The organism is Massilia sp. HP4 (assembly GCF_005222695.1).
Classification (GTDB): Bacteria; Pseudomonadota; Gammaproteobacteria; order Burkholderiales; family Burkholderiaceae_D; genus Telluria.
In genome coordinates this window covers 1-21,821 of record NZ_STGG01000002.1, presented here as the reverse complement: position 1 = coordinate 21,821, position 21,821 = coordinate 1, and the positions used below count along the sequence as shown (strand labels likewise).

The window sequence follows — 21,821 nt, the reverse complement described above, 5'->3', positions numbered from 1 at the left end:
GCCGGCCGCCGTGTGGGTTAGGTCGCGCTGTTCTGGTAGTACTTGATCGCACCGCCGACGTCGACCATGTTCGCGCCCGAGCGGCAGAAGGCGACGAAGCCGACCTGGCCCTTGAGGGTGTACGCGCTGTCGGTCATGCGGAACAGCGTGGTGTCCATCACGTCGCGGATCAGGTACTTCGAGAAGTCACCGAACAGGATCGACTTCGCGTTAGCGGCCATCACTGGCATGTGCTGGTTGATGACGATCTCGCGGCCAAGCAGGCGATCCGGCGCGCCGCCTGGGTTGCCCTGCTCATAGCCAGGGACGAAGATCGGACGACCTTGGGTGTCCTTCAGCTTGCGCAGTGCCTTCAGGGTGTCGTCGTGCATCATCCACTTGCCCGACGGGCGGTAGAACGGATCGACCGAGTGCTCCAGGTCCACCAGGTCGTCGTAGGTCACGGTGACGGTCTGGCCGGTGGCGCCGACCTTGCCGGCGGTGGAGGCGGTGACGACGCCACGCGGTTGCGCGGTGCCAGTGCCCACGGTGTGGTGGCGGTTGTGGATGCGGCCGATACGCAGGTTCAGCAGCGACGAAATGTAGGCCTCGACGTTGAACATCGAGTCCTGCAGCAGCTCGAACGGCAGCGCGATCGACTTGGACGAGTACTTGTGCACGTCCATCGATGCTTGGCCAAAGGCGGTTTCACCGACGGTTGCACTGGCATTCTGGCCAACGATCTCGCCTTCTTCCTGGGTCGAGTCGGCAGTCGGGAACAGCATCGAGGCGCCGGTCGAGGTCTGGAAGCCGGTAGCCACGCTGCGGACGGCGTAGGCCGCCTTCATCGCCTGGATCAGCGTCTTGCTGAACTCGGTCGCCACGGTATAGCCGCCTTCCGAGCCGGTGGTGGTCGACATCGCAGCGCGAATATCCGAGTTCACGCGGGCCTGCATGGCCGAGCGCTGCTCTGCCGACAGTGCCGACAGGCCGCCCGACAGCATCGCGCGCAGGGCGGCCGACTCGTCCGGGGCGCCGGTGCCGGCGCGGTACGCCGCCTTCAGTGCTTCGTCGTGCTGGTTGTCCGGGTTCTCGCCGGCCAGCTGAGCGATGCGCTGCTCGCGCGCGATGTCGCCATCGATCGCCTCGACTTCGGCCAGGAACTTGTCCAACTCGGCCGCCTCGGGCGCCGGCATGCGCTGGTCAGCCGGGTACTTGTTGTTCAGGTCGTGGACTTTCTTGGCCACGGTGTCGCGTTGGGCGCGCAGTTGTGCGAGCTTGGTCATGTAGAACCTTTCGATGGGGTTGGTCCGCTCTCGCGGCCGTTGGGCATAAAAAAAGCCACCCGGAGGTGGCTGGTCTAGTGGCGCGAGAGCGTCAGCTAACTTGGAGGCGGGCCATCGTGGCGATCCGCTGCTGCTGGCGCGCGCGGTGCTCGTCGGTGGCGACCGGGTCAATCTGGTTGGTCGGCGCCGGCTTCGGCGCCTTCGCGTAGGCGCTCAGGTCCCACGATGCTTCGACCTTGGCGCCGGTTGCGATGCGGTCGACCAGGCCGGCGGCGACGGCTTCGTCGGCGGTGTACCAGGTCTCCGCATCCATGGCGGCCTTGACGGCGTCGACGCTCATGCCGCTTTTCTTCGCGTACTGGCTGGCCAGCGAGGCGTCAACCTTCGACAGGAGGGTCGCCGTCGCGGTCAGGTCGCTGGCGTTGCCCATCGTCCAGGTCCAGGCGTTGTGGATCATAAAGAATCCGCCGTCAGAGATCTCGACCTCGTCGGCGGCGGTGGCAATCACGGTCGCGGCGCTGGCCGCATAGCCGTCGATGTGCGCGACGACCTTGGCGCCGGTGTCGCGAATGGCTTGGCAGATCGCCTGGGCTGCGAACACGTCGCCGCCCGGGCTGTTGATGCGCAGGCGGATCGTGCCGCCCTTGATGGCGCGGATCTCGGGCACCAGCGCCTCGGCCGACACGCCGCCCCACCAGTACGCGGTGTCCTCGTCGGCCACGATCGCATCATAGATATAGATTTCGGTGTCGCCGCCATCCTTGGCGACGATCTTCGACTGCGGCACGCGCTCAGGACGTTTCTTGTTGCTCGCCAGGAGTTTCGTCAGGCTGTTCGGCACTCTGGCCTCCATTTACGTTCAGGGTTGCATTTGGCGGCAGGTTTTCCTGCCGGCGGATCTCATCGGTGGTCATGAACGGTTGCTCGCCAGCCCGGCCCAGCGCGGTCCGGTAGGCGTCGTAACGGGCTTTGATGTCGCCCTTCTCCAGTGCGGCCGTGATGTGCTCGACGAAGTAGCGCTGGCGCACAGGCCACAGCTTGCTGTTCACTTCCTGCGCGATCGGCGTCAGGTGCCGCTGCAGGGTATAGCGAACGAAGCCCATGCCCATCTCGGAAATACCCGAGCCCCATGACGTGGTCTTGGTGGTGTGCCCGACCATGAATGGCGGCACGCCGAAGATGCGGCAGATTTCCTCCACCGTGAACAACCGGGTGGCCAGGATCTCCGCGTCCTTCGAGTTCACGCTCAACTGCGCCGGCTCCAGGCCGCCCGACAGGATCAGAGGGCCGCGCCCGCCGTTCTGCGCGCGCGCGATCAACGACGCCTTGAGTTGCTCGAGCTGGGTCTTGTCCAACTTCGACGCGGTTTTCAGCGCGTAGTCGAAGTTGCCGCCGCCGGCGAGGAACCGGCCGGTGTATTCCTGCGCCGCCAGCGCGGTACCGATCGCTTCCAGCGCCGCGTAGGTCAGTGGGCTCGGACTGGTCAGTCCGTCGAAGCCCAGGCTCGGCAGGTGAATGATGTCAGCCCGGTCAAGCACATAGGTCGGCCCATCGTCCGGGGTGATGCGGTAGTAGACGTCCTTGCCATCCTTAAACGGCTGGACCGTGTGTCGCTTGAGTGGCTTCCACCCGCTGACGCGATTGCTGAACGGGCTGGGCCGAATCCACTCGCCAAAGCCGTCGCCATGCGAAAGCTTCGACAGGATGATCGACTCCCAGGCGGCGGCCGACGTCCAGCCATCGCTCGCCTTTTCATTCAGCATCCACCAATATTCGTGATCTGCGGAATCGCGGTCGTTGCCCTTTCGCTCGTAGATTCCGAGCGGGAGCGTGGCTATGGCGCCGGCGACCAGCGACATACAACCGTATGCAGCCGACACGCGCATGCCGGTCTCTGCCGTCACCTGGGAGCCGGACGACGAGCGGTGCGCCGCGCCCAGCAGGTTGGCCAACTCGCCCATCGACAAGCTGCCGCTCGAATTCTCCCCAAGCGCCACCAGGCCGGCGCGCTCGATCGCCCCCTCGCGACCGGCCATCCAGGAGTCCAGCACGCCTGAGCGGTGCTTGGCTTTCTCCAGGTTCAACAGTTGTCCGGTCATCAAAAGTCCAATACGTGAATTTCCGGCGCCGCCGCCCCGACGGGGTTCAGCGCCATCAGCGACACCGCGCTGAACGCGGACATCAGAGGGTCGATCTTGGCCTTGCCGCTGGCCTGTTTCGTGATCAGGATTGCATTGCCCTTATCCTCGACGCGGGCGTTGCCGACGCACCAGGCCATCATTGGGCGGCCGCCGTGGAGCAGCTCGCGCCCGGCGACCTTGCGCTCCGTGTCCTTGATCGCGCCGTTCAGGCGGTAGCCCTGGGAGATCGCGATGATCTGCTTGTAGTCGATGCCGCGCGCCGCAGTCATGAGCTCGTCGATGACGGCGCCGATGCCGGCCGCGTCAACGCCGATTCCTTTCTCGTCGGGCAGCAGCCCGGAGTCGCGCACGTGGCAGATCAAGTCCGCCACCGCGATGACGTCGTCGCCCGGCTGGGCCACAATGGTCAGGTCGCCCTCGCGCTGGAAGTCCAGCAGCCGCGGCGCGATTTCCTTACGCCGCTCGAGCGCGATCTTGTGCGCCCAGGCGTGACACCAGAGGAGCCATTTGCCGGTGTCGCGCTCGCGCCCCAGGACCGATAGGCCCAGCAAGTCGTCCAGGCCGCCGCCGTCGATACCGACGACCGCCACCTCGGACCGCTCGAGCAGCGTATCCAGTGTGATGGAACGGTCAGCGGCAGCTTCCCAGAAGTCGGCGCCGGCCCAGCGGTCCGACCGCAGGTTCAGGCCGATCTCGACGTTCAAATGCTTGGCCAAGAACTCTTTGAATTCCTGCTCGCCCGACTCCTTCGCCTGGCTCCGCAACTGCGTGATGCGCTCGATATCCACCGAGGCGCCCCAGTTCGGGTTGGTGACGAAGGCGTTTTCCAGGTTCTCGTAGGCCTTGGCCGCGATCATCTCGTCGGGGAACTCATAGATCACGGGCAGGAATTTGCGGTCGTCCACCTTGCCGTCGCGCACCTTGCGCGCGTAGTCCAGCTTGGTCTTGAATACGCCTGCCGGCGGCTCGGCCGACTGCGTAGTTGCGTAAATTACAAAGCCCTCAGGCCGCGAAGTCAGGCCGCCGGTTGCCTCGAGCAGCATGTTCGAAGCATGCGCCTTCCTCCCAAATTCGTGCAACTCGTCTACGAAAACGAAGGACGCTTTTACACCGGAGACCGTGTCACTTTCAGCAGCAACCACCTGAAGCGTCGCACTGGTTTGCTTGTGCGTGATTTTACGGTTGTAGTCCTGAACCGACAGGAGTGCTTCCAGCTCCGGATCGGCCTTGATCATGTCGCGGATCGGCTTGTAGCTGTTGTCAGCGATTTTTTTGGTCGGGCTGAGAATCAGCAACTCGGCCGATGGGCGCCAGTTCATGATCAACGCGCACAGCATGATGGCCGCCGCGATCGTGCTCTTGGCGTTCTTCTTGCTCACCATGAGCAGTATCTCGTTGATGTGGCGCCGGCCTGTCTCCGGGTCTTCGGCACCGAACACCGCCTCGACGAACTCGCGCAGCCAAGGTAGCGAGGCTTCGCCCACGGTAGGCTGGCCTGCGACATCTACCAGGATGAAACTGCTGCAAATGGCCCAGGCGTCGGCCGCCACATCGGGAAACAATGGCGGGGTCGCAATCAGCGACTCCCGCGCCACGATCCGGCGCTCCCAGTCTGGACACGCCGTCGTGTAATCCATTCGTCAACTCCTAATGCTTCACAGCCCCAGGCGGGCCGGTCCGTGCTGCGAACCTGCCGCTCGGCTGGCCGGCCGGGTCCGTCTTCGGGTCCGGCTTGCCCTCGCCCATTTTCTTGTGGCGGAACGGCGCCGCCAGGCCGGCGGCCTTGAGCCGCAGCGCGGCCGGCAGCGCCGGGTCGTTCATGAAGGTCTCGAGCGCGTCGAGTGGTGTCATGCCCGCCGTCGAGGGGGCATATTCAGCCCCGGCGTTCTCGGGTTTCGGCTTCCGGCCAGCGCCAGCGCGGGCGCCGCCGCTGCGTCCTTTAACTCCAGCCATTTGAATTCCGATTTGAAAGGGGGGATTTTTTTGCGCGTGCGGTACAGGTCGGTGTCTGCACCCAGGGCGCGTGCACTTTGATGCCCCCCCCCTGCCCTATGGGCAGCGCACCGACCGCGTGGGCGGGGGCTGCGGGGCTGCCGGGGCGGCGCGGTGATCGACCGCGAGGCAGACGGGTGTGAGGTGGTCGGCCGTGGTCGAGTCGCCCTGGCGCAGCACCGTCATCGCCAGTCCGCCTGACAATACGATGGCCTGGACGTCGGCAGGTAGCCGCCGCGACATATGCTCGCGGATGACGTTGGCCTGGTGAGATGTGAGCAGTCTCTCGGTCGAGATCACGACCGCATCGCCAGGCTGAAGGGTCAGCCGGGCCACCTGCATGTCAAGCGCCTCGAGCGCGCTGCCTGGCTTCGAGCGCAGTCTTAGCATCGTGGCAAGGTACGCAAAGAGTTTCTTTATTGCTGTCGTCATCAGTTCCTCCGGCCCAGAGCGGGACAATGTGGTCGACCGGATGGCCGATGGTGGTGCGGCCCTGACGCTTGCATTCCTGGCACAGGCCGCAGTCGCGCGCACGGATGCGCTTGCGGTCCAGCACGCCGGCATAGCCGCGCTTCCGCTCGACCACGTTCGGTCGCTCGGTCAGGGTGGGCAGGCGGGCGGTGCTGGTTCGCAGGCGAGACCTGAGGGTGGTGAGGCGGCTCATGGTGCGTCTGGCACCAGGGCCGCAACCTCGTGCAGCAGCAGGCCCGGCTTGCCGTAGCCCTTCGCCTGCAGGATCTCGGCGACGCGCTCAGCTTCAACCAGGCGCTCACAGATGCGATCCAGGGCGGTGCCGTCGATCACGCGCCAGACCATCGCCGGACGGTTGCCGGTGACGGCGCGCACGATCAGATGGCGGTAGTGAGTCTTGGCCATGCTCATGGATGCACCTGGGCGGCCTGGTCGCGGTGGCGCTGCACCGTGTAGCGCAGCCATGCCAGCTCTTGCTCGACACTCATGCTCATGCTCATGCTCCCGCAAACTTCGCGCGCGCCTCAAGCCAGGTGCGCGCCTCGACCGTCTCGATGACCTCGCACTCTTCGTGCTGGGTCTCATCAATGAACAGACGGCCGGACTTCTCCTGCATCAGGTAGAAGGTCTTCATCGCGCACCTTTGGAAAAGAAAAAGCCGTCCGGCGCATTGCTGCGAGGGGCGGCGAAAAGACCAGCGTCGGAGCTGATCGAGGAGACTCGGGGGCTGCTTACGGCAGCGAGGCGACCAGCCCCAAGGCTATCTGCGCAAGTGGGCGGTAAACAGAAAAAGCCCGGTCGATTTGCGATCCGGGCTTTTCTTTAGGCGTGCGAGGACACCCATGCGCAGGAGTTTACGCCCAATACAGCCGAGTTGCAACATTCGTGCGCAACTTCTTCTCCAGTTCGTCGCGCGCCTCCATCAGCACATCCTCGTAGCGCGCGTTGGAGAAGCGCCATGCCGAGGCGATGCCTTGGCTCTTGTAGATGGCCCAGCGATGAATCATGACCAGGCTATCCACCATGGCGTTGACGGCCTCGCCCATCCGCAGGTCGGCGATGTACTGGGCGTCGTGCACGTCGACGTCGGGCAGAGCGTCGCCGACCAGCTTCATGCCGCGCGGCGTGAGATCGAGGTTGGGCATGCGCATGTAATCAACCCAGCACGCCATGCATTCAGCGTACGGATCGACAGTGCGAACGGTGGATTGTGAGACCGCCGCCTTGGGCGCTCGGCGGAGGTTTGAGCCAGCAAAAAAGCCGAGCGTTGCGGTGGTCATGGGGTTCTCCTGAAAGACGACCGAGCGAGCGTAGCACATGCAGTCAAGAAATTTCCGGGCTGAATTTAATGATTTTCGGAATTGTCGACCGAGCCGCCGCGCTGTTGCTCGCGCGCGTCATTGCAGCCCTTGTCGTAGCCCAGCATCAGCGCCACCGCCATGCCCAGGAAGGCGAACCACAAGGCCGGATCGCCTGCCGTGACGCCCTCGATGTGCAGCAGCAGGCCAACGGCGCCGAATAGCAGGAGGCGCATCACCAGGTGGCCGGGCATCATGGCTGCATCCCCATGAGCGCGCCGATTGCGGGGGCGAACGCCGACGGCCGAGCCGTGCGGGACTTGCGCCGGGCATCACGCACCCGAGGTTTGTCGGGCAGATTGCCCAGGGCATAGACGGCCGACTGGCTGCCCCGATAGACAGGCAGCATCCAGGCCTTGATGTGCACCTGGCCGGCGGCGCGGTACTGGCGCAGGATGTCGTTGACCCGGTTGGGCGTCAAGCCAACTCGGGCAGCCAGTTGCTGCGAGGTCTGCGGCATCACCAGCAACTCGAGGATCTCGGCGCGTTTGCGGTCAGCCTCGACATGCAGCGGGTTGCGTCCCTTGCGCTTCGCCATCGGCACGTATTCCACGTCGCGCTGGCACCCGGCGCGCAGTAGCCGGGTCGGGCGGTTGATCGGCACGCCGTCGCGCCAGCCGGCGATGTACAGGCGCCGGGCCCGCAGCGGCTCCGCCAGCAGGCGCGCGACGAAGCGGCCGACCGACGTCACGCTCAGGAACAGGCGCGCCGAAATCTCGATCGCCGACAGCGCCTCGTGCTCGACCAGCGCCAGGATGCGAGCGATCTGGCGCTCCGCGACTTTATGCTTTGCCATCAGGCAGCCTCCTTCATTTCGGTGATCACGATGCGCACCAGCCCGCCGCGCACGACCTCGCGGCGCACCAGGTGCAGTTCGTCTATCTGCTCGTCGTCCAGCCACACGCCGGCGGCGGTCAGCGCGTCCTGCAGCGACTTGGCGCGGTTGTCGATGTCCTGGCGGCGGCGGTCGGCCGGGTGGATCGCAGCGAACAGCGACACGCGCCCGAGCAGCGGTTCGACCTGGGCGGCGGCGACGATCTCGGCCACCGCGGCGCGGAATGCAATCCCGGCCGGCTTGATGTATCGCCCACCACGCGGGCGCTGGCCGTAGTAGTGGTTGATCGTCGGCGGGATGGGTAGGGTCAGGGTGATCAAGCGACTATTCCTTCGAGCTTCAGTTGTGCCTGGGTGATGGCGCGGGCGCGGTCGAACGTGTCTTCCAGCTGCTGGCGCGTCATCCAGGCCGGCAGCGGCCGGCGCCCGTCCAGCACGTCGTGGCAGTCGCTGCAGCCGAAGCACGCGGCGGTGTCCGGCGCTTTCAGGCCCATGCCCTTGCCGTGATCCAGTCGGTTGGAGTGACACAGCACCGTGGTGGCCGGGTCGCGGTTGCAGACGCCCGGCAGCGCCAGGGTGCAGTCGCGGCCGCGCGCGGCGCGCCGGGCCGGCGTCGACTTGGCGCGCGACTTCTTCATCGGCTTGCGCGCCTTCGGCTCCCGCTTGAGCGGGAACGTGGCTTTCGCATTCACCGCGGCGACGCGGAGCAGGCCGGCGCCGGCGGCCGGCGTCTTGAAGCCGGTGCCGCGCGCCATCGGCGTCCTGCGCTCGAGCGGCTTGCCCTGCTTGAGGGTGCCAGTGCGGGCGATGGGGGTGCGGATCATGCGGCCTCCCCGAGCAGCGAAATCTGTGCAGCGGCGTGCTGAATTGCGGCCTTTGCGTCACTCACCGCGAGCCGGGCGCCAGCGATGCGCTCGTCCTGCAACGGCTTGTAGTCGGGATTCAGCTCGCAGCCGATGAACTGGCGGCCGTGCTCGATTGCCACAGCGGCAGTGGTACCGCTGCCCATGAACGGATCAAGAACGACTTCACCCGGACGGCTTCCAGCCAAGATACAGCGGCGCACCAGTTCGCGGGGAAAAGCGGCGTTATGCCCGCGCAGTCCTCGTTCGTGCGGGATATGCCAAACACTTTCTTCCGGCAATGCTGCACGGTCGAAGTAATACCGACGCGACTTCGACAATAAGAAAACGTATTCGTGCTGCCTATGCGGCCGATCCTTCACGGATGGCTCGGGGAATGCCGTTTCGCGGCACCAGATAATGTCTGCGCGTACCACCCACCCATCTGCCTGCAAGGCCATTGCGACTTGCCAAGGCAGCCCCAGTAACGATTTCTTAGGAACTCCCATCCCCGGCACATCAAGAGGGCGAACCTTTTGCCGCATCCAGTCGCGCGATTTACTGCGCGGGTCGCTACCCTTTGGCTGACCATTCCCGCTGTAATACGAGTCGCCAAGGTTTAGCCAAAACGTTCCATCATCGGCAAGTACATCGCGGACAGCGCTGAAGGTGTCTACCAGCGCCGAAACAAACTGGCCGGTGGTTTCCTCATGCCCCATCTGTCCGTCCACTCCGTAATCGCGCTGCCAAAAGTATGGCGGGCTGGTCACGCAGGTCTGCACCCGCACGCCGGCTGCAGCCATAGCGCGTAGGCTAACTCGGCAGTCGCCAAAGAGGATCTCGTTATTCACGCTTTCTCCAATTCTTGTTGTTGTTCGAGCTGCTGCGCCACATACCGCGCCCTCGGCGCCCGGTCCTTCGCTTCCTTGAGCAGCACGCCGATCTGGCCGTTCCAGGGCTTTGGCTCGTTCCATGCCGTGCACCAGCCGTGGCCAGGCGGCAGGTCGGTGCGGCCGGCGATCGTGAAGCGCTCGCACATGGCGCAGGGGTCGTGTTCGCGGGTCATGCTGCAGCCCCCTCGCCGGCCGGCTGGCGCACGCGCCGCGCATCGCCCCAGTTCAGCGCGCAGCTGAACGAGTTCTCGTGCAGGCGGCTGTGCACTCGCTCGCCGACGTAGCGGCCCAGGTGGTCGAAGGGCTGGTTGCTGATCACGATCACCGGCTTGTTGGCGTTGTAGCGGCGGTTCACGATCTCGGTCAGCAGCAGCGAGGCGTTGTCCGTGTTGCGGATCGCGTCGATCTCGTCGAGGATCAGGACGTCGAACTGCACGAAGCGAGCGATCTCCGTCTCCTCGCTCTTACCCTCGCGGCCGTACGTCGCCTGGATCTCACTGACCATTCCGGCCGCCGTGATGTAGCGGATCGAGCGGGCCGCCGACGCCATCAAGGCCTGGGCCAGCTCGCACGCCAACAGCGTCTTGCCGGTGCCGGTCTTGCCGACCAGGATCAGCGCGGCCCAGGTCGCGCTCTTGAGGATGAAGTCGCTGAACAGCTTCACCGTCTTGCGTACCGCGCGCTGCTCCTCGGTGGTCGCGATGAAGCGCTGGCCGATGTACTTCGCCGGAATGGTCGCCGCGTGCATCAGGTCGGCGCTGCGGGCCGCCATCCACTGCAGGTGCTGCTCGGCGGCCATCTTCGCTTCGAGGCACTTCGGGCAGTGCCAGGGCGAGCCCTTACGCACCAGCACCTCGGCCGCGCCGTGCGTGTCGCACGATCCGGCGGCGGTCTCCACGTGGGCGCCGAAGCTGCCCAGGGCGCCCGCGATGTGGGTTAGTTCGGTTTGCAAAATTCGATCTCCTCGTCAGGGCCCGGCGTCGTGATGCCGTGGCGTTGCATGCTCTCCTCCATCGCGCGCTGGTCGCCGGAGCGGTCCAGGTGCGAGAAGTTGAATTTCTCGTTGACGACCGGCTGGCGCGGCGCGGTGCGGCGCTCGGCCGGGTTCAGCAGGCGCTCCACGATCGGCGCCAGGTACTGCGGCGGGATGCTCTCGTCGCCCTTGTGCTCCCGGGCCACGCGCACCGCTTCGACCAGCAGCTCGAGCGGCACCTCGCGATCAGCCCAGCCGATGACGATTGGGTTCATCGAGGTGGCGGTGACGCCGAGCGGGCGCAGCGCGACGGCGATCGCGACAGCCGGGCTGGTGGGCTCCGGCAGGTCCTGGCGCGGAGGCAGCGGCGCCGCGCCAGGCGGCAGGAAGTCGTCCGGGTCGGCAGGACCGCCGCCGCCCGCCGCCGGCGCGCTCGCGTCGGTGGTGGTTTTGTCCTTCTCTCCTTCTTCTCTTCTCTTATCTTCTCTAGGTAACGCACCACTAACGGACTCATCCGATTTCGGTAACGATGCTTGCGTTACCTTCGCGTTACTCTTATGGTTCGCGACACGCTTCGCCGTCTGTGCGCGGGTCTTTGCCGATGCGCCGTTGTGCTCGTCGAATCGCGCGACGGTAACGCCATCAGCGTTATCGTTCAGCCATCCGATCGTTACCAGCGCCTGGCCGAGGCCCGCGATTCCGGTCTTGCGATCGATGGTCCGGACGGTCATGCCGTGCAGCTGGCCGTCGGCCGAGTGTTCGTCTGCGGTGGCCCACAGCCAGTACAGGCCGCCGATGACAGCGGCTTCGCCCTGCCCCGTCAGCTCGCACAGCTGGCCGATGCGCGGGTCGTCCCACAGGTTCGTGCGCACCTTGATCCATTCGCCTGCCATATCAGTGGCCTTTCTCTACCAGCGGAAGCTGGCGGGTGTCGACCGGCTTCGCGATGTAGATCACGCCGCGCTCGCAGTGCTCCAGCTCCGCGCGCTCGGCGACCTGGCAGGCGCGATCGCAGATCGATGCGTGCTGGCCGGCGAACAGGCAACCGCGGCAGCTCTTGGCCGGCCTGGTGGTGAACTGCATGCTCTCGGGATGCAGCGGCTCGCCGTGGTGGCCGAGCCAGTCTTGGATGGCGACGCAGTGCCTCATGCGATCACCATCGAGGTTGCGGCCGGCGCGCCGAACAGGGCAGCCACCAGCGGGTCGCGCAGGCCCAGGGTTGGGTATTTGGTGCTGATCACGACCTGGCGCTCGTCGGACTGCGAGTACGTCTCGTCGAGGTCGGCCGGGCCCATGCGCCAGATGTTGACGGTGCCGCCGTGTGCAGCAGGCGCGCGGACGCTGTTGACCAGGCCCTGGCCGCGCAGGTAGCACAGCCGCGTGCAGACGTCGCGCGTCGACAGGCCAGTGTGGGCGCTGATTTCCTCGGTGCGCTGGTGCCCGGCTTCGAGCGCGCCCAAGATGGCGAGGCGCATATGGGGTTGGTAGCGGCGCGTCATCACTGAGCCATCCCTTTGAAGCGTGAGCGCAGCTGCATCGCCTCCTGCAGCACGGCGAACATCTTCTTATCGACGGCGGCCACCTCTTTCGCGTCGACCTGGCCATCGGCCAGCGCCTGATGGATCTCGCTGCCGAACCCGCCCAGCGCCGCCCACAGCCCGGTCACCGACTCGAGCACTGCCATATCGCAGGCCGGCGCCTCGTCGAGTTTCGTGCACACGAAGCCGTGCTGGCGCGCCAGAGCGTGCAGCACATCGAAGTTTTGGGTGAGCTCCATCACGCGCGACGCATCGTCCATCGTCAGGACGTTCGTGGTGCTGTTCGGGTTTGCCTTATTGCGCAGAAGGCCGGCGGTGTAGCCCAGCCGCACGGCCAGAGCCTCGCAGCCGCCTGGGGCTTCGTGCACGGTACGGTGGAAGGCGTCCTTGTAGTTCATGTGCGATTCCTGAGAACAAATGATGCGTGGAAATATTTATGGCGCGACAATGCGGTTATGGAAACTTCAATCAATCGACCCGGTCAGCCTTGCGGCGCTTCGGCTTTTCCGCTGGCGGGAACACGTGAGGGAATTTCAGCTCTAAGTACATGCGCCGCGCGTCAGGAATGCCGTAATCCCGCCACTGCGATACCGCTGCCATAGAGACTTTGCACAGCGCTGCAACCTTGGCGGTTCCGCCCATGGCATCAATCCGTTGTGAGTCGTTCATCTTCTTGCTTTCTTAAGGTGGCTTGAGGCGTATCTTAAGTCAACTTAAGACAGGACGCAAGCCAACTTAAGAAAATATTTGTTAAGCTAGCTTTATGAAACTATTGTCAGAACGCCTCAAATGGGCTATGTCGGAAGAGTCGAAGCGCCAAGGGCGCGAGATTCGCCCAGCCGATCTCGCGCGCGCTGCGAACAGCTCGGCGACGTCGGTGAACTATTGGCTTACTGACACGAATGGGATTGGCGCATCGAAAGCGCGCCTTCTGGGCGAGTATCTGCACGTCGACGCCCTGTGGCTGGAGACCGGTGACGGGCAGGCAGAGCCAGCGCCAGCGCCGACGCAGAAGGCCGCAGCACCCGCGCATCAATACGAAGATCCGTTCATTACGCCGGCCGCCCACATTCGAATCGGCGACGAGCCTGAGACCGTGCCAGTGCGCCTCGTGAAATTGCGGCTGCAGGCCGGCGTCACGCGCTTTGAAACTGAGCCTGACCTGGAGGATGGCGGGGTGTTGCACGTTCCAGCCGAGGTCATCGAGGAGGACAAGCTCGTCCCACACGAGCTGCTGGCCATTCGCGTGCGCGGCCGAAGCATGGAGCCGCTCATGTTCGAAGACGACGTGATCGTGGTCGACACCCGCCAGAAATCGCCAGTGCATCGCGAGCTCTACGCACTCAACTTCGATGGCGACTGCTGCGTCAAGCAGCTGATCAAGCGCAATGGCGACTGGTATTTGCACTCGCTGAACGACGAGTTTGGAGACGTGAATGCCAGAAGCGGGCAGATCAGCATCATCGGCCAGGTGGTCTACCAGCCAGGCCGCCGCCTGCGTGGGCGGCTGTGAAGATCGAGTGCTCGATCGTCGAGTTCAGGGGCGCGCGGATTGTCGTCGCGCTGCCGCACTCGAGCTACGTCCGGCCGGGCGTTGGAGATCAGCTGATGCTGCGCCTGCAGCCGCACTACCCCGGGCTTCCGATTGTCCTTGTCAGCACACAGCCGGGCACCGTTCCTTCATACTCGACCTTCGACGCGGGCCCGCTACTGGCGTCGCTCAGTGTGGATGCGCTCGACCTGGAGGTGATCGACCTCGACCGGCCCGCCTACGATGATTCGGAACTGCCCTTCTAACCTACTGCCGCGAGAACCGACACATGGCCGCTGTTGAGTGCCCAGGCTGCAAGGCCAACATCACGGTCCCTGACCTGATCAACTGCCCACTGTGCCAGACGCACCTGAATCCGCCGTTCCTGCGTGAACTGCGGGAAAAGGAGGCGCGCGCGAACCGCGCTGCGGCGAATGCGCAGCGCATCCAGGGCGCGAAGCAGTGGCTCATTCTGGCGGTCTTTGGGGTCGTGATCGGGCTGGCCGGCTACCTGGTGTATTCGGTCGTGGTGCCGAGCGAAGCCCAGCTGCATGCGCGGAAGGTGTCGGCCGCCCTGCTCGCCTGCCAGCAGCGCATCGCCGGCCTGGCCGAATACGGCGAAGCGGAGACGCCTCCCTACGTCAAGAATTTCGGCAAGGGCGACGAGTTCTATTTCGCTTGGCAGCGCGGCTCGTTCCACTTCAAGAATGGGTTCGGCGCGCCGGTGCCGATGTCGGCCAGCTGCATCGGGTCAGTGTCGACCGGCGAGATCCAGCAGCTAACCGTGAATGGCAAGACCGTATTGTGACAGCGCCCTCGCCAGGCTGAAGCAATTTCAAGCCCTGCCTGACGGCCCGCTACTCAACCGAAAATGGGACAGTTCTAGCTAAATGGCTATCAAGCATCACCCGCAACAAGGCGCAATTGTTATTTGCGATTTCAGCTTCCTGGAGGAGCCTGAGATGACCAAGCGCCGCCCCGCCATCGTTGTATCTCCTCGATTTCGCACGCGTGGCAATCTATGCACAGTCGTACCCTTGAGCACCACGCCTCCCCGTCCAGAATGTCCGTTTCATTACCGCCTTGAGACCGATCCCGTGCTACCAGCACCGTACGACTCCCCATACCATTGGGTTAAGGCGGACATGGTCTACACACTATCCTTCAGGCGCCTGACATTGATGCATCGCGGCAAGGATGCTAAAGGCGTGCGCATCTATGATGATAGAGTTGTCTCTGCGGCTGATTTGGAATGTATTTTGCGCGCGATGGCACACGGCATCGGGTTGGGCCATTTGACCAAAAACGGTTAACAAGTTACACTAATAATGTTCCCGCTCTGCTTCAAGCATCGGGCTAAAGTCCTCGAAAGAGGCCGTTGCACATAGGAGATTGCAATCCAGTGTAGCGTCTACTGGGCCCCATTCGTTGGGGCCCTTGCTTTTTCAGTCAAGCACTTCCACCTCAAGCTCAACACATCAGTCCTTTAATACTGCCCCGCACGACGGGGCTTTTTGTCGGCCGTCGTGTTAAGTAAACTTAAAATATTTTCTTAAGCTCACTTGCCTTGTATCTTAAGTTGACTTAAGATAGCTCCATCGCAACCGAGCCCAGCAGGGCGCCGGATGAACTGGAGAAAAGTATGGGCAAATACACCACGGAGCAGCTCGGGCAGATGGCCGCCACGGTCATGGCATCGCGCGAAGCAGGCGACGAGCGCTTCATCGCGCTGATCATCAAGCTGTCGTTCGTTGTGGGCATGCAGCCTCACGACGTGCTCGAGCGAATCGAGCAAATGGCCGCAGCTGCGAAGCAGGCATCCCCAGCCGACAGCGGCGAGGTGCCGGCATGACCCAGCAGTACGACACCGAATACCTGTCCCAGGCGATCGACGAAGAGATCGAGCTGCTACTCCTAGACAGGAAGATCGTCGTCCGCAAACCGAGCGTTGTGTGGCGCGATTCCCCACTGTACGAGCAGCGCGAGCCGTACCGGGAGGGGCGCTGGTGCGGCTTCGCGCCAGCGCCGCTGCCAGCATTCCGCCGCAACCAGCGAGATGCCGGCGCCCTGGCCATCAAGCACGCGCTGAGCGTTCGCCACGACTACGAGGAATGCACGGTCACAGTCGGCTACGGCACCGGCCGCCGCGGCGTCACCGAGCACTACGGCGCACACCCAGACCGCGATGCCGCGATCATGGCCGCGATCACGCGGGCCGCGATCCAGATGCTGACCGAGCAGCGCGACGAAGCAGCCGCGCTCTACCCAACCCGCGCGACTTCGCGCCGCCGGCCCGGCGCCCGGGCGAAAACCACGAAGTGAGGAACCGCCATGTGCTTCCGCATCACCGTCCGCACCGCGCCTGACGCGCCGCCCTATTCCTACACCGCCATCGGCGATGCCGAGGATCTGCAAAACGCTGCCTATGACGATGGCGCCCTGGGCGTCACCGTGATGGTCGAACTCTAACCGGGCCCGCGCCCAGCACCAGGAGGAATTGAACATGGCCACGAATAAACGCCGCCGCGCGCCCAGCGCCGACTGGCTCGCCATGACGCCGGCCGACCGTGAGGCGGTTCGCCAGTCGCGCGTCAATGCGCAGTCGAGCCGCTACCAGCGCGAGACCGCCGTCGAGAAGTCTTTCGCCAACGCCAGCCCGAGGAGCTCCACAAAATGACCAGCACCAGCCTTCCAGCACCGGATACCGACGCGCTGCAGCGCCGCGTCGACGACATGCCGCCCGCCGCGCGCCGCCTGGATTGGGACGAAGACGGCACGCCGCTGCCGGCCTCGAGCGTCGTCTACCTATTCCGGTCGCGCGACCGGGATTTCCCCCTGTGGGACATGATCAAGACGCAAGAGCGCCTGCAGATAGTGCGCGAGGCGCCGGAACAGTTCGAGCTGCTCACGCTGTTCACCGTGCCAGTGGACGACCTGGCGCGCACCTCTCTGGCCAAGATCCTCGAAGCTCGGCTGCACCTGGACCGCATCAAGGCGGCCACCGAAAAGGCGATCAGCGGCATGCGCGAAGTGGCGCGAGAAACGGCGGCCCGGCCATGAGCGAACACCAACTCCGCGCCATCAAGTGGCAATGCGCCAAGGTCCTGGCCCTGGTCGGCACCTGCACCGCGGCGATCGTGAACGGGTGGCCGCTGTGATGCGCCGGATCGGCCAGGCCCTGGCCTTCGTGCTGGCGTTCCTGATCATCGTGGCCGAGGTCCAGCGCGCCGATGAGGCCCTGGCGCAGCGCGAAGCGGTCGAGCTTTTCGGAGCGCGCGGAAAGTGAGCTTCGAAGCCCTGCGCGTCACCTACCAGTGCCCCGAGCGGCTGGCGCGCCACCTGTACGACGAGCTGGGCGCAGCGCGCGCCGAGATCGCCCAAGCACACGCGATGATCAGCCTGATCGAGGCCCAGCGCGACAAACTGAAAAAGAAACTGGCGCCGCCGCCCGCGCGCCGCATACATCGAGGAGAGAAATGATGGATCAAGCAATCACCCGCGCCGCCGGCGCCGCGCCGCGCGCAGTCGGCGAGTTCCAGGGCTACGTTGATGGAGTCGATGGCGTCAAGCCGTCCGTGCGCTGGCTCGATCGCAAGAACATGCCGCAGGTCGGCGATAAGCTGTACGCCCTGCCGGCGCGCGCCGCCGTGCCGCGCACCTGGGCGATCCTGCTCACCAGCGCGAACCACGGCACTGTGGGGCCGGTCGGCAGCACCTTCCCTCACGCCGGCGAGAAGCACGAGCGCGTGCAGGTGATGGAGATCGTCGAAGCCGGCGCGGCGCCAGCGCCTCACGCTGACCTGGTCGGCCTAGTATGCCTCGACGTTGTCGCGCTGATTGATAGCCTGGACGAGGTCTACTCATGGGCCCACGATCTTCCCATCCCTACGCGCGGAGCCGTCACTGCAATGCGCAAGGTCCGTCAGGTGAAAGAGACGCTTGCCGCCGCCCCTGTCGCGGCACAAGCCGGTCAGGTAGCGGTGCCGGAAGATTCGCTGCGCGTCGTGCGCCGACTGCTTGATGGGTCGCAGCCGCAGGACGTGCCGGGTGCACTTATGGTGATCGAAAGCGCGCTCAAAGGCGCTTCGGCGTGGACCTACGACATCGCGCCGCCGCCCGGATTCCTCGAATACGTCCAAGCGAACTACAACGGCGACGTCAACTTCCATGACCCGGCATGGCACGCGAAGCGCCTGTGGAACGCCGCGATGCGCAACGCGAAGCCGCCTTTCGTTGCGGCCCCCGCTGCGCCAGCAGTAGTACAGCAGGCGCCAGCCGCTGATGCACTGGACGCGGCGCGGTATCGCTGGCTGTGCCAGCACGGTCACGAGCGCATGCCGGAGGCTGTGCTTGAAGCCATGGACGCAGCTCATTACGAAGGCGAGCCGATGCCGAAGGACCTGATTGATCAGGTCATCGACAAGGAGCGCGCTGTGCTGTGGGCACCGAAAGGGGAATCGAAATGAGCAATCCAACTGAACTGCCTGACCTGAACCGCCTGGAAGCGCTGGCGCGCGCAGCAACGCCGGGTCCATGGAAAAAAGACAGCAGTTACACGATCGGGCCTGTAAGTGACGAAGATGACCAGTCATACGGGTTCGTTATCCCATTGGCCGATGTCTACGGCGATAACAGGACCCCCGACGCAGCATTCATCGCAGCCGCCAACCCTGCCGCCGTGCTGGCCCTGATCACCCTTGCTCGCCACGCCCAGCCAGAGGGCGAGGCGCCGCAAGCCGAGCCGGTGGCGTGCGTCACCGATAAATACTCGCGAGATGGCTACAACGACGAAATCGACGTGCTGCTGCCTGTCGGAACCAAGCTCTACAAGCACCCACCAGCCGCCCAGCATGCAGAGAGCGGCGCACAGGGATATCGGGCGGCACTGGCCGAAATAGCTGACATGGACAGCGGTTGCGCTGCTGCAATTGCAAAGAAGGCCCTCGCCGCTCAGTCCCAAGGCGCACCGGCGCTTACCCCGCTCGACTACCGCGCACAGGGCCGCGAAGAAGCGCTCGCCGTGATCCTCGGCCAAAGCTCCGAAGACCCGTTCTCGGACTGCATCGGCTGGAGCAAATCCGGCGCGCCCGAGGATGAGGGCGGCACGTATTGGAAGGATGACGAGTTGCGCGCCCTGCTGCACATCGGCGACCGCAAGCACGATGCCTATGACCGCGCCGAGGCCGCGTACTGGGAGGCGCTGGGGCGAAAGGACGAGGCCGCGCGCGAGCTGCTGTTCGCCCAGCAAGCGCCCTTCTACAAGCCTCTGCACGACTTCCTGTCGAAGCATGAGGCGTGGGATTTGATGGGCGACCTTAAGCGCGCCCAGCAAGCCGCAGCACCTGGCGCGCTGGCCGACTGGAAGCTGGTGCCGGATGAACCGACTGACCAGATGACCTACATCGGCCAGAAGATGCGCTACGACCCTGTGAACAGCATTGGATTGATCTATTGCGCCATGATCGCCGCCGCCCCTACCGACCCCGGCAGCTCTCCGAAAATTCCGGATAGCTCGATGAGCGCCGCCGGTGCGCCGGAAGCGTCGTGCTCGCACCGAAACACGACGGCTCTCTATACGCATGTGGTCTGCCAGGATTGCGGCCAAATCAAGACCGATGAAGCCTGGGGCATTGCATCGAGCAAGTGGTTCAGGTCGGAATACGAGGCCAAGTTCTACAAGACCCATGGCTGCTACCCCGATGCCAAGCGCGCCGCCCAGCTCGACGGCGGCCAGGAAGGGAGCGAATCAAATGGCTGATACTTCAAAAGGAATGGGCGGCGGTTACACGCATGACCGCAACTGCTACCGGCGCGGCGGTTCGTGCGCCTGTGGCGGCGGCGTATGCGGCAAAGAAGTGCGCGCCACCCCGCCATCGCCCAGCACCGCGCCCGAGGTGGACGTGCGTCACGAGTTTGAGCGCTGGATGTCGCAGCGCGGCGAGTCGGCGGTGTATATCGGCGATGGCCTGTATAGCACTGGCGCCGTGTGCGACCAGGCCGAAGCCTTCGCCGCCGGCGTTGCCGTGGCGCGCGCCGCCCTTGCTTCTCGCCCTGCTGAGCCCTCTCTTAAGCATGTGCACGAAAGAGAGAATGCAGAGAGCTCGAAGAGAGCTGAGGTGGACGACGAAGCTCTGCCACCGCTGCCGGACTCGCTGGGCCTCGGCATGATCGACGGCCAGGAGGTTCCAGCCTACACCGCCGAGCAGTTCCGCCAGGGCCAGCGCGATGCGGTGGCGACGGATCGGGCGCGGCGCGCGGTGGCCGGAGGTGTCCAGTGACCCTCGACAGCATCACGCACACCGCGCGGCGCGACCACCGCTGCGCCTTCTGCGGCCTGACCGTTCAGGCTGGCCAGCAGTATGTTCGCGCGCCGGTGCCGGGCGGCGGGCGCCTGGAGAAGCGCGCGTTTCACAGCAAGTGCTACCAAGGATTAGCGCGCAATATTAAGAATGGAGGCAGCGCATGAGCGCAATATTTGAACTGGCCATCCCGTCCGAGACGCTGACGGCCGACGAGGTGAGTGATATCTCCGGATGTAAGCGCGCGGGCGATCAGATCGAGTGGCTGACGCGCAACGGATGGCTTTTCATCCAGAACCGCGCCGGCGTCCCGATCATCGGGCGGCTGTATGCTCGACTGAAGCTGGCTGGCATCAACCCGGCGCTATTGGCGGCGCCAGCGGACGCGGGCGGCTGGCAGCCTGACTTCTCGAAGGTTCAATAACAGGTAGGCAATGAGACCGAAAACGAGTGGCAAGAAATTGCCACCGCGCATGCTTGCGCGAAAAAAGACACTGAAGTCCGGCAAGGTCTGGATCGGCTATTACTATAACGGGCGAGGTCCGGACGGCCGGCGGATCGAGATCCCGCTGGGGACCGACCTGGTGGCCGCAAAACGAAAATGGGCCGAGCTCGAGTGCGCCGAGACGCCGTCGGATGCATCGCTGATGAAGTATGTGTTCGACCAGTACGTGCGAGACATCCTACCGAAGAAGAAGCCGTCGACGCAGCGCGAGAACATGCTCTGCCTGTCGAAGCTGCGCGCCGTGTTCGACCCGGCTCCGATCGATGCGATCCTGCCACAGCATATCGCACGCTACCGCGATGCGCGGTCGGCTCCAGTCCGGGCGAACCGTGAGATCGCCCTCCTCTCCCACGTCTTCAACATGGCGCGCGAGTGGGGATTCACCCAGAAGGACAACCCGTGCCGCGGGGTGCGGAAGAACAAGGAAGCGCCGCGCGACTACTACGCAGAGGCCGACGTCTGGGACGCGGTGCACCTCGCCGGCAGCCAGGCGCTGCGCGACGCGATGGACCTCGCCTACCTCTCGGGCCAGCGGCCGGCAGACGTCCTGAAGATGCGCGCGGTCGACATCAAGAACGATGAACTGCACGTGCTCCAGAACAAGACGCGGCACGCGCTGCGGATCCGCCTGCATGTCGATGGCCAGCCTACTCAGTTAGGGGCATGCGTGGATCGACTGATGGCGCGGCCGGTGAAGGCGATGAGCGGCGCGCTCGTGTGCACCGAGGAAGGCCAGGCGTTGACGGCGAAGATGCTTCGGGATCGATTCGAAGCAGCGCGCACGGCGGCCGCCGCCCTGGCCGATAAAGCCCGCAGCGAGGACCTGGCGCGGCGCATCAGGGCATTCCAGTTTCGCGATATCAGGCCCAAGGCAGCGAGCGAAATTGCCAGCCTGGACGACGCGAGCAAGCTGCTTGGACACACGGATAAGCAGATCACGCAGAAGGTCTACCGGAGGGTCGGGGAGCTCGTCAAGCCGACGAGATAGGGGCGGGAGTTGCGGAGATCGTCTCCGCAACTTGTAAAATGATGGCTGAAAATTGTAAAAACCAGCACCGAAAATTCCGGTTCGCAGAAACAAAAAAGCCGTCGAAAATCAACGGCTTGATCGTGAAAACTGGCGGAAGCGGTGAGATTCGAACTCACGAACGGCTCACACCGTCGGCAGTTTTCAAGACT

39 protein-coding genes are annotated in these 21,821 nt (G+C 64.5%); 17 read left to right on the top strand and 22 right to left on the bottom strand.

What is annotated here, in order from left to right; genetic code table 11:
- Positions 1-17: 17 nt before the first annotated feature.
- The 22 genes from E8M83_RS00450 to E8M83_RS00350 form a co-directional block, all read right to left on the bottom strand.
- Positions 18-1,265 carry a phage major capsid protein gene (locus E8M83_RS00450; protein WP_137171429.1) on the bottom strand — a complete coding sequence of 416 codons (1,248 nt, stop codon included), beginning with the start codon at positions 1,263-1,265 and terminating at the stop codon, positions 18-20.
- 91 nt (positions 1,266-1,356) lie between these two features.
- Entirely contained in the window at positions 1,357-2,106 is a 750-nt protein-coding gene (locus E8M83_RS00445) for a head maturation protease, ClpP-related (RefSeq protein WP_170976639.1), read from the bottom strand.
- Entirely contained in the window at positions 2,057-3,364 is a 1,308-nt protein-coding gene (locus E8M83_RS00440; protein ID WP_137171427.1) for a phage portal protein, read from the bottom strand. Before E8M83_RS00440 ends, E8M83_RS00445 begins: the two co-directional genes overlap by 50 nt.
- The gene (locus E8M83_RS00435) at positions 3,364-5,043 is read right to left on the bottom strand and encodes a terminase large subunit (RefSeq protein WP_137171426.1); all 1,680 of its coding nucleotides are present in this window, start codon (positions 5,041-5,043) and stop codon (positions 3,364-3,366) included. The genes E8M83_RS00440 and E8M83_RS00435 overlap by 1 nt, the downstream gene beginning before the upstream one ends.
- 10 nt (positions 5,044-5,053) lie before the next feature.
- Positions 5,054-5,257, bottom strand: a complete 204-nt coding sequence (locus E8M83_RS00430) for a hypothetical protein (RefSeq protein WP_137171425.1) — start codon at positions 5,255-5,257, stop codon at positions 5,054-5,056.
- Positions 5,258-5,455: 198 nt separating this feature from the next.
- Complete coding sequence (locus E8M83_RS00425) at positions 5,456-5,788, bottom strand: hypothetical protein (RefSeq protein WP_137171424.1); 333 nt, start codon at positions 5,786-5,788, stop codon at positions 5,456-5,458.
- Positions 5,742-6,062 carry an HNH endonuclease gene (locus E8M83_RS00420; RefSeq protein ID WP_137171423.1) on the bottom strand — a complete coding sequence of 107 codons (321 nt, stop codon included), beginning with the start codon at positions 6,060-6,062 and terminating at the stop codon, positions 5,742-5,744. The genes E8M83_RS00425 and E8M83_RS00420 overlap by 47 nt, the downstream gene beginning before the upstream one ends.
- Positions 6,059-6,274 (bottom strand): hypothetical protein, encoded by a 216-nt coding sequence (locus E8M83_RS00415; protein ID WP_137171422.1) that lies wholly within the window; start codon positions 6,272-6,274, stop codon positions 6,059-6,061. Before E8M83_RS00415 ends, E8M83_RS00420 begins: the two co-directional genes overlap by 4 nt.
- 91 nt (positions 6,275-6,365) lie before the next feature.
- Positions 6,366-6,503 (bottom strand): hypothetical protein, encoded by a 138-nt coding sequence (locus E8M83_RS25840; RefSeq protein WP_170976638.1) that lies wholly within the window; start codon positions 6,501-6,503, stop codon positions 6,366-6,368.
- A 220-nt stretch (positions 6,504-6,723) separates the two neighbouring features.
- Positions 6,724-7,149: a hypothetical protein gene (locus E8M83_RS00410; RefSeq protein ID WP_137171421.1), complete on the bottom strand. Its 426-nt coding sequence runs from the start codon at positions 7,147-7,149 to the stop codon at positions 6,724-6,726.
- 65 nt (positions 7,150-7,214) lie between these two features.
- Positions 7,215-7,424, bottom strand: coding sequence for a hypothetical protein (locus E8M83_RS00405; protein WP_137171420.1), 210 nt, complete (start codon positions 7,422-7,424; stop codon positions 7,215-7,217).
- Positions 7,421-8,023, bottom strand: a complete 603-nt coding sequence (locus E8M83_RS00400) for a hypothetical protein (protein WP_137171419.1) — start codon at positions 8,021-8,023, stop codon at positions 7,421-7,423. Before E8M83_RS00400 ends, E8M83_RS00405 begins: the two co-directional genes overlap by 4 nt.
- Positions 8,023-8,382: a RusA family crossover junction endodeoxyribonuclease gene (locus E8M83_RS00395; RefSeq protein ID WP_170976637.1), complete on the bottom strand. Its 360-nt coding sequence runs from the start codon at positions 8,380-8,382 to the stop codon at positions 8,023-8,025. The genes E8M83_RS00400 and E8M83_RS00395 overlap by 1 nt, the downstream gene beginning before the upstream one ends.
- Entirely contained in the window at positions 8,379-8,885 is a 507-nt protein-coding gene (locus tag E8M83_RS26035; RefSeq protein ID WP_206077404.1) for a nuclease domain-containing protein, read from the bottom strand. Before E8M83_RS26035 ends, E8M83_RS00395 begins: the two co-directional genes overlap by 4 nt.
- Positions 8,882-9,754, bottom strand: a complete 873-nt coding sequence (locus E8M83_RS00385; RefSeq protein ID WP_137171417.1) for a site-specific DNA-methyltransferase — start codon at positions 9,752-9,754, stop codon at positions 8,882-8,884. The genes E8M83_RS26035 and E8M83_RS00385 overlap by 4 nt, the downstream gene beginning before the upstream one ends.
- Positions 9,751-9,969: a hypothetical protein gene (locus E8M83_RS26160; RefSeq protein WP_137171416.1), complete on the bottom strand. Its 219-nt coding sequence runs from the start codon at positions 9,967-9,969 to the stop codon at positions 9,751-9,753. The genes E8M83_RS00385 and E8M83_RS26160 overlap by 4 nt, the downstream gene beginning before the upstream one ends.
- Positions 9,966-10,748, bottom strand: a complete 783-nt coding sequence (locus tag E8M83_RS00375) for an ATP-binding protein (protein ID WP_137171415.1) — start codon at positions 10,746-10,748, stop codon at positions 9,966-9,968. Before E8M83_RS00375 ends, E8M83_RS26160 begins: the two co-directional genes overlap by 4 nt.
- A complete protein-coding gene (locus E8M83_RS00370; protein WP_137171414.1) occupies positions 10,733-11,662 on the bottom strand; it encodes a hypothetical protein in 930 nt (309 codons plus the stop codon). The genes E8M83_RS00375 and E8M83_RS00370 overlap by 16 nt, the downstream gene beginning before the upstream one ends.
- Position 11,663: 1 nt before the next feature.
- On the bottom strand, positions 11,664-11,918 hold the full coding sequence (locus E8M83_RS00365; RefSeq protein WP_137171413.1) for a hypothetical protein: 255 nt from the start codon (positions 11,916-11,918) through the stop codon (positions 11,664-11,666).
- Positions 11,915-12,244 carry a hypothetical protein gene (locus E8M83_RS00360; RefSeq protein ID WP_137171412.1) on the bottom strand — a complete coding sequence of 110 codons (330 nt, stop codon included), beginning with the start codon at positions 12,242-12,244 and terminating at the stop codon, positions 11,915-11,917. Before E8M83_RS00360 ends, E8M83_RS00365 begins: the two co-directional genes overlap by 4 nt.
- A 23-nt stretch (positions 12,245-12,267) precedes the next feature.
- Positions 12,268-12,705, bottom strand: a complete 438-nt coding sequence (locus E8M83_RS00355; RefSeq protein ID WP_137171411.1) for a phage regulatory CII family protein — start codon at positions 12,703-12,705, stop codon at positions 12,268-12,270.
- A gap of 70 nt (positions 12,706-12,775) precedes the next feature.
- Positions 12,776-12,976 (bottom strand): helix-turn-helix domain-containing protein, encoded by a 201-nt coding sequence (locus E8M83_RS00350; RefSeq protein WP_137171410.1) that lies wholly within the window; start codon positions 12,974-12,976, stop codon positions 12,776-12,778.
- A 94-nt stretch (positions 12,977-13,070) separates the two neighbouring features.
- Here E8M83_RS00350 and E8M83_RS00345 point away from each other — a divergent pair, with 94 nt between their 5' ends.
- The 17 genes from E8M83_RS00345 to E8M83_RS00280 all read left to right on the top strand — a co-directional run bounded on the left by E8M83_RS00345 (position 13,071) and on the right by E8M83_RS00280 (position 21,630).
- Entirely contained in the window at positions 13,071-13,820 is a 750-nt protein-coding gene (locus E8M83_RS00345) for a S24 family peptidase (RefSeq protein WP_137171409.1), read from the top strand.
- 95 nt (positions 13,821-13,915) lie between these two features.
- Positions 13,916-14,104, top strand: coding sequence for a hypothetical protein (locus E8M83_RS00340; RefSeq protein ID WP_137171408.1), 189 nt, complete (start codon positions 13,916-13,918; stop codon positions 14,102-14,104).
- Positions 14,105-14,127: 23 nt separating this feature from the next.
- Entirely contained in the window at positions 14,128-14,646 is a 519-nt protein-coding gene (locus E8M83_RS00335) for a hypothetical protein (RefSeq protein ID WP_137171407.1), read from the top strand.
- An 82-nt stretch (positions 14,647-14,728) separates the two neighbouring features.
- A complete protein-coding gene (locus E8M83_RS00330) occupies positions 14,729-15,151 on the top strand; it encodes a type II toxin-antitoxin system PemK/MazF family toxin (RefSeq protein WP_137171406.1) in 423 nt (140 codons plus the stop codon).
- Between the two features lie 329 nt (positions 15,152-15,480).
- Entirely contained in the window at positions 15,481-15,690 is a 210-nt protein-coding gene (locus tag E8M83_RS00325; protein WP_137171405.1) for a hypothetical protein, read from the top strand.
- Entirely contained in the window at positions 15,687-16,160 is a 474-nt protein-coding gene (locus E8M83_RS00320) for a hypothetical protein (protein WP_137171404.1), read from the top strand. Before E8M83_RS00325 ends, E8M83_RS00320 begins: the two co-directional genes overlap by 4 nt.
- A 9-nt stretch (positions 16,161-16,169) precedes the next feature.
- Positions 16,170-16,307, top strand: a complete 138-nt coding sequence (locus E8M83_RS25835; RefSeq protein WP_170976636.1) for a hypothetical protein — start codon at positions 16,170-16,172, stop codon at positions 16,305-16,307.
- 34 nt (positions 16,308-16,341) lie between these two features.
- Complete coding sequence (locus tag E8M83_RS25830; protein WP_170976635.1) at positions 16,342-16,515, top strand: hypothetical protein; 174 nt, start codon at positions 16,342-16,344, stop codon at positions 16,513-16,515.
- Entirely contained in the window at positions 16,512-16,898 is a 387-nt protein-coding gene (locus E8M83_RS00315; protein ID WP_137171403.1) for a hypothetical protein, read from the top strand. The genes E8M83_RS25830 and E8M83_RS00315 overlap by 4 nt, the downstream gene beginning before the upstream one ends.
- Positions 16,899-16,995: 97 nt before the next feature.
- Positions 16,996-17,124 (top strand): hypothetical protein, encoded by a 129-nt coding sequence (locus E8M83_RS26405; protein WP_267874150.1) that lies wholly within the window; start codon positions 16,996-16,998, stop codon positions 17,122-17,124.
- The gene (locus tag E8M83_RS00310) at positions 17,121-17,318 is read left to right on the top strand and encodes a hypothetical protein (RefSeq protein WP_137171402.1); all 198 of its coding nucleotides are present in this window, start codon (positions 17,121-17,123) and stop codon (positions 17,316-17,318) included. Before E8M83_RS26405 ends, E8M83_RS00310 begins: the two co-directional genes overlap by 4 nt.
- Entirely contained in the window at positions 17,315-18,304 is a 990-nt protein-coding gene (locus E8M83_RS00305; protein ID WP_137171401.1) for a hypothetical protein, read from the top strand. The genes E8M83_RS00310 and E8M83_RS00305 overlap by 4 nt, the downstream gene beginning before the upstream one ends.
- On the top strand, positions 18,301-19,596 hold the full coding sequence (locus E8M83_RS00300) for a hypothetical protein (protein ID WP_137171400.1): 1,296 nt from the start codon (positions 18,301-18,303) through the stop codon (positions 19,594-19,596). Before E8M83_RS00305 ends, E8M83_RS00300 begins: the two co-directional genes overlap by 4 nt.
- Entirely contained in the window at positions 19,589-20,116 is a 528-nt protein-coding gene (locus E8M83_RS00295; protein WP_137171399.1) for a hypothetical protein, read from the top strand. The genes E8M83_RS00300 and E8M83_RS00295 overlap by 8 nt, the downstream gene beginning before the upstream one ends.
- The gene (locus E8M83_RS00290) at positions 20,113-20,304 is read left to right on the top strand and encodes a hypothetical protein (RefSeq protein ID WP_137171398.1); all 192 of its coding nucleotides are present in this window, start codon (positions 20,113-20,115) and stop codon (positions 20,302-20,304) included. The genes E8M83_RS00295 and E8M83_RS00290 overlap by 4 nt, the downstream gene beginning before the upstream one ends.
- Positions 20,301-20,561, top strand: coding sequence for a DUF4224 domain-containing protein (locus tag E8M83_RS00285; RefSeq protein ID WP_137171397.1), 261 nt, complete (start codon positions 20,301-20,303; stop codon positions 20,559-20,561). The genes E8M83_RS00290 and E8M83_RS00285 overlap by 4 nt, the downstream gene beginning before the upstream one ends.
- Positions 20,562-20,571: 10 nt before the next feature.
- Entirely contained in the window at positions 20,572-21,630 is a 1,059-nt protein-coding gene (locus E8M83_RS00280; RefSeq protein WP_137171396.1) for a tyrosine-type recombinase/integrase, read from the top strand.
- The last annotated feature ends 191 nt before the right edge of the window (positions 21,631-21,821 follow it).

Bases quoted from the DNA above. Each gene is read 5' to 3' on its own strand.
- E8M83_RS00300 (WP_137171400.1), top strand. From the start codon at position 18,301: ATGAGCAATCCAACTGAACTGCCTGACCTGAACCGCCTGGAAGCGCTG.
- E8M83_RS00410 (WP_137171421.1), bottom strand. From the start codon at position 7,149: ATGACCACCGCAACGCTCGGCTTTTTTGCTGGCTCAAACCTCCGCCGA.
- E8M83_RS00305 (WP_137171401.1), top strand. From the start codon at position 17,315: ATGATGGATCAAGCAATCACCCGCGCCGCCGGCGCCGCGCCGCGCGCA.
- E8M83_RS00435 (WP_137171426.1), bottom strand. From the start codon at position 5,043: ATGGATTACACGACGGCGTGTCCAGACTGGGAGCGCCGGATCGTGGCG.
- E8M83_RS00370 (WP_137171414.1), bottom strand. From the start codon at position 11,662: ATGGCAGGCGAATGGATCAAGGTGCGCACGAACCTGTGGGACGACCCG.
- E8M83_RS00430 (WP_137171425.1), bottom strand. From the start codon at position 5,257: ATGACACCACTCGACGCGCTCGAGACCTTCATGAACGACCCGGCGCTG.
- E8M83_RS00285 (WP_137171397.1), top strand. From the start codon at position 20,301: ATGAGCGCAATATTTGAACTGGCCATCCCGTCCGAGACGCTGACGGCC.
- E8M83_RS25835 (WP_170976636.1), top strand. From the start codon at position 16,170: ATGTGCTTCCGCATCACCGTCCGCACCGCGCCTGACGCGCCGCCCTAT.
- E8M83_RS26035 (WP_206077404.1), bottom strand. From the start codon at position 8,885: ATGATCCGCACCCCCATCGCCCGCACTGGCACCCTCAAGCAGGGCAAG.
- E8M83_RS00325 (WP_137171405.1), top strand. From the start codon at position 15,481: ATGGGCAAATACACCACGGAGCAGCTCGGGCAGATGGCCGCCACGGTC.
- E8M83_RS00405 (WP_137171420.1), bottom strand. From the start codon at position 7,424: ATGATGCCCGGCCACCTGGTGATGCGCCTCCTGCTATTCGGCGCCGTT.
- E8M83_RS25840 (WP_170976638.1), bottom strand. From the start codon at position 6,503: ATGAAGACCTTCTACCTGATGCAGGAGAAGTCCGGCCGTCTGTTCATT.
- E8M83_RS00315 (WP_137171403.1), top strand. From the start codon at position 16,512: ATGACCAGCACCAGCCTTCCAGCACCGGATACCGACGCGCTGCAGCGC.
- E8M83_RS00365 (WP_137171413.1), bottom strand. From the start codon at position 11,918: ATGAGGCACTGCGTCGCCATCCAAGACTGGCTCGGCCACCACGGCGAG.
- E8M83_RS00450 (WP_137171429.1), bottom strand. From the start codon at position 1,265: ATGACCAAGCTCGCACAACTGCGCGCCCAACGCGACACCGTGGCCAAG.
- E8M83_RS00335 (WP_137171407.1), top strand. From the start codon at position 14,128: ATGGCCGCTGTTGAGTGCCCAGGCTGCAAGGCCAACATCACGGTCCCT.
- E8M83_RS00440 (WP_137171427.1), bottom strand. From the start codon at position 3,364: ATGACCGGACAACTGTTGAACCTGGAGAAAGCCAAGCACCGCTCAGGC.
- E8M83_RS26160 (WP_137171416.1), bottom strand. From the start codon at position 9,969: ATGACCCGCGAACACGACCCCTGCGCCATGTGCGAGCGCTTCACGATC.
- E8M83_RS00355 (WP_137171411.1), bottom strand. From the start codon at position 12,705: ATGAACTACAAGGACGCCTTCCACCGTACCGTGCACGAAGCCCCAGGC.
- E8M83_RS00420 (WP_137171423.1), bottom strand. From the start codon at position 6,062: ATGAGCCGCCTCACCACCCTCAGGTCTCGCCTGCGAACCAGCACCGCC.
- E8M83_RS00280 (WP_137171396.1), top strand. From the start codon at position 20,572: ATGAGACCGAAAACGAGTGGCAAGAAATTGCCACCGCGCATGCTTGCG.
- E8M83_RS00415 (WP_137171422.1), bottom strand. From the start codon at position 6,274: ATGGCCAAGACTCACTACCGCCATCTGATCGTGCGCGCCGTCACCGGC.
- E8M83_RS00425 (WP_137171424.1), bottom strand. From the start codon at position 5,788: ATGCTAAGACTGCGCTCGAAGCCAGGCAGCGCGCTCGAGGCGCTTGAC.
- E8M83_RS25830 (WP_170976635.1), top strand. From the start codon at position 16,342: ATGGCCACGAATAAACGCCGCCGCGCGCCCAGCGCCGACTGGCTCGCC.
- E8M83_RS00350 (WP_137171410.1), bottom strand. From the start codon at position 12,976: ATGAACGACTCACAACGGATTGATGCCATGGGCGGAACCGCCAAGGTT.
- E8M83_RS00400 (WP_137171419.1), bottom strand. From the start codon at position 8,023: ATGGCAAAGCATAAAGTCGCGGAGCGCCAGATCGCTCGCATCCTGGCG.
- E8M83_RS00340 (WP_137171408.1), top strand. From the start codon at position 13,916: ATGCTGCGCCTGCAGCCGCACTACCCCGGGCTTCCGATTGTCCTTGTC.
- E8M83_RS00330 (WP_137171406.1), top strand. From the start codon at position 14,729: ATGGCTATCAAGCATCACCCGCAACAAGGCGCAATTGTTATTTGCGAT.
- E8M83_RS00360 (WP_137171412.1), bottom strand. From the start codon at position 12,244: ATGCGCCTCGCCATCTTGGGCGCGCTCGAAGCCGGGCACCAGCGCACC.
- E8M83_RS00320 (WP_137171404.1), top strand. From the start codon at position 15,687: ATGACCCAGCAGTACGACACCGAATACCTGTCCCAGGCGATCGACGAA.
- E8M83_RS00295 (WP_137171399.1), top strand. From the start codon at position 19,589: ATGGCTGATACTTCAAAAGGAATGGGCGGCGGTTACACGCATGACCGC.
- E8M83_RS26405 (WP_267874150.1), top strand. From the start codon at position 16,996: ATGCGCCGGATCGGCCAGGCCCTGGCCTTCGTGCTGGCGTTCCTGATC.
- E8M83_RS00345 (WP_137171409.1), top strand. From the start codon at position 13,071: ATGAAACTATTGTCAGAACGCCTCAAATGGGCTATGTCGGAAGAGTCG.